Genomic DNA, 3119 nt, shown 5'->3' on the forward strand with positions numbered 1-3119 from the left:
AGGCGTTGCAGGCTAAAAGTTGAGCATAAGGATTGAACAAAAACGGCGCGGGACTTCGGTCACGCGCCGTTTTTCTTTTCAGCACTGATTCAGATGCGGATTGAGGTTATGCAGTGGATTCAGGCCATTGAGGTCAAGTACTTCGTTCTCGTCCATGGCACGGTAATGCCTGCGCAGCGTCTCCAGGAACGTCCGGGGCTACAGGCCCAGAGGGCGAGTGTCTGCGCGTTTTTTGCGAGTTTCATGACCGTGCTCCTTGTAGGGGATGAACCTGAAGTTCAGGCATAGGTGGCTAGATGAAAATTCGGCTGGGGTTGCGACCCAATGAAGCATGGCGGTGGGCAAGATCTTAATTCTTGGTGGGATTCTTCCTTTGTGCCGGTTTGTGTCTAGTATCAATGGCAGTCAATTTGCCAGCATGTATTCACACGGATCGAAACCGGAAAAGAGGCTACTCATGGAATTCTTCGAAAAGTTAGCAAGTCTCGCTGCCAAAGTTCGTTTGCAGAGCGCTGCCATTCAAACGGAAGAAGCGACCAAGAATGCTTTTGTCATGCCCTTTATCAGCACGGTACTGGGCTACGATGTTTTCGATCCGACGGAAGTGACACCTGAATTCGTTTGCGATATTGGAACGAAGAAAGGGGAGAAAATTGACTACGCAAYCATGAAGGCTGGCGAGGTACAGATCCTCATCGAGTGCAAGAAAATAGGCGAGCCACTGCACATCAATCATGCCTCCCAACTGTTTCGTTATTTCCATGTCACCAGCGCTCGAATCTCCATTCTCACCAATGGCCAGGTCTATAAGTTTTTCACTGATCTGGACGCGCCTAACAAAATGGACGAGAAGCCGTTTCTTGAACTCGATCTGCTGGATATAGACGAGTATTCCGTTCCTGAACTGGTGAAACTCACCAAGTCTGCATTCGATGTGGAGTCGATCATCAGCGCCGCAGGTGAGTTGAAGTACGTCAGCCAAATCAAGAAGGTGATTGCATCTCAGGTCAGCAAGCCGGACGACGATTTTGTGAAGGTCTTCGCTTCACGTGTTTACGACGGGGTGATTACTCAGAAGGTCCGCGAGCAGTTCCAGGAACTGACGAGAAAGGCCGTGGTGCAGTTTCTCAACGACCAAATCAATGACCGGCTCAAGTCGGCTATGAGTGGCGTCATCCAGCCTGCGCTCGCCTCTGTACCGGTCGCTACCGGTGGCACTGAGCAATCAGATGTTCGAGACGAGTCAGAGGACAAGGTACTGACGACATTGGAAGAGCTGGAGGGATATCACATCGTCCGTGCCGTGGTCCGGTCGGTTGTTGACGCCAAGCGGATTGTTCAGCGCGACACACAGAGTTACTTTGGCATCCTGCTCGATGACAACAACCGCAAACCGATCTGCCGACTGCACTTCAACCGATCGCAGAAATACATTGGCATATTTGACGAAGAGAAGAATGAAACCCGGCATGCAATCAACTCCGTTGATGACATTTACGAGTACTCGGATCATTTGAAGAAGACTGTCGGGTACTATGATTAAGATTGCTGTCTAGCGACGAAAAAACTGGTCAATAGAGCCTAGGCCGATCAGTTAAGTTGAAAAACTGTGGGAGCGAGCTTGCTCGCGATAGCGCCATGTCAGTCGACGACGATGTTGACTGTGCAATCGCCATCGCGAGCAAGCTCGCTCCCACAGAAGTTTTCGCAACAAAGGTGGAATAGAGCAGAGCCTATTGGCCGATGTATCGTAGTGAACTGGTGGTCTGCCCAGATCACGACAACGTACCGACAGGAGAACGCAATGAGTTGGTCCGCCAAACAGTACGTCGCTTTTGAAGATGAACGCACCCGTCCCGCCCGCGACCTGTTGGCGGCCATCCCCGCCGGGGACGTGCGCTCGGCCATCGATATCGGTTGTGGGCCCGGTAACTCCACCGAGTTGCTGGTGGAGCGTTTTGCCAACGCCACGGTCCGAGGCCTGGACAGTTCGATCGACATGATCGAGGCCGCGCGCAAGCGTCTGCCGCAGGTGCAGTTTGATGTCGCGAACATCGACACCTGGAACGACGGGGGCCCGTTCGATGTGATTTTCGCCAACGCGGTATTGCAGTGGGTGCCTGATCACGCCACGTTGTTGCCGTCGCTGGTGAGCAAACTGGCGCCGGGTGGCAGCCTGGCCGTCCAGATGCCTGACAACCTGAATGAACACTCGCACCGCTTGATGCGTGAAGTCGCCGCTGATGGCCCTTGGGTCGGCAAACTGGCAGGCGCCGCCGGGCAGCGGACCGAGATGGCCGATGCCAGTGGCTACTACTCGATACTCAAAGCCTGCTGCACCCGCGTCGATGTGTGGCGCACCACATACCATCATCCGCTCGCGGGCGGTGCGTCTGGGGTGGTGGAGTGGTTCAAGGGCAGTGGCTTACGGCCGTTTCTCGATCCGCTGGACGAGGCGGAACGGGCGCAGTATCTGAAGCAATATCAGACTGCTATCGAGCGGGCGTATCCGGCCATGGCCGATGGTTCGGTGCTGTTGCCATTCCCGCGACTGTTTATCGTCGCGACCCGCTGATGCGAAAAGGGGACAGTTGAAGAGCGTCTTGATCTCGGGGCGAAGGATGGCAACCCGTGGCGAGGGAGCTTGCTCCCGCTGGACTGCGTAGCGGTCCCTATTCGGGGTCGCTTCGCCCGAATGCGGACCGCCCCAGCGGGACGGTGCGGCGATCCGACAAGCTCCCTCGCCACAATGACTGTTCGTCCGTGCTATCTCTTAACTGGCCGCGATCGCTCAGGACGGCTCTGCGTCCATTCGTCGAGCGATCACATCCAGCACATCGCAACCATCACGCAACGGCACGCAGCACAGCAATGCGAAGTCACTGAGTACAACTGAGTCAGAGGTAAGGTCGCCGCGCATTGCGAGATTTTCAAGCAGCTGCGTCACGGCTCGAATTCTGTAGCTGGCGGTGCTGAGCAGGGAGTGTAGGGGTTGGGTGGTGTTGACGTAGAGGGAGGGGAGGTCGTCGGCGTTGCTGGTTAAAGCCATGAATTCTTTCATGAGTGAGTACCAATTGTAGGTGGAAGACCTACCACTCAATTGTCGCCAAACAATAGGG

Annotated in this window: 3 protein-coding genes; 2 read left to right on the plus strand and 1 reads right to left on the minus strand. The window is 55.0% G+C overall.

Annotation, left to right across the window (positions count from 1 at the left end; translation table 11 throughout):
- Positions 1-457 precede the first annotated feature (457 nt).
- Entirely contained in the window at positions 458-1543 is a 1086-nt protein-coding gene (locus tag ACXRVY_RS21800; protein WP_458238217.1) for a type I restriction endonuclease, read from the plus strand.
- A gap of 261 nt (positions 1544-1804) precedes the next feature.
- The gene (gene tam, locus ACXRVY_RS21805; RefSeq protein ID WP_223462974.1) at positions 1805-2575 is read left to right on the plus strand and encodes a trans-aconitate 2-methyltransferase; all 771 of its coding nucleotides are present in this window, start codon (positions 1805-1807) and stop codon (positions 2573-2575) included.
- 216 nt (positions 2576-2791) lie between these two features.
- On the opposite strand, the gene ACXRVY_RS21810 is transcribed toward tam, so the two are convergent.
- Positions 2792-3061, minus strand: a complete 270-nt coding sequence (locus tag ACXRVY_RS21810; RefSeq protein ID WP_007997797.1) for a hypothetical protein — start codon at positions 3059-3061, stop codon at positions 2792-2794.
- Between the last annotated feature and the right edge of the window lie 58 nt (positions 3062-3119).

The organism is Pseudomonas sp. P5_A2_2 (assembly GCF_054177685.1).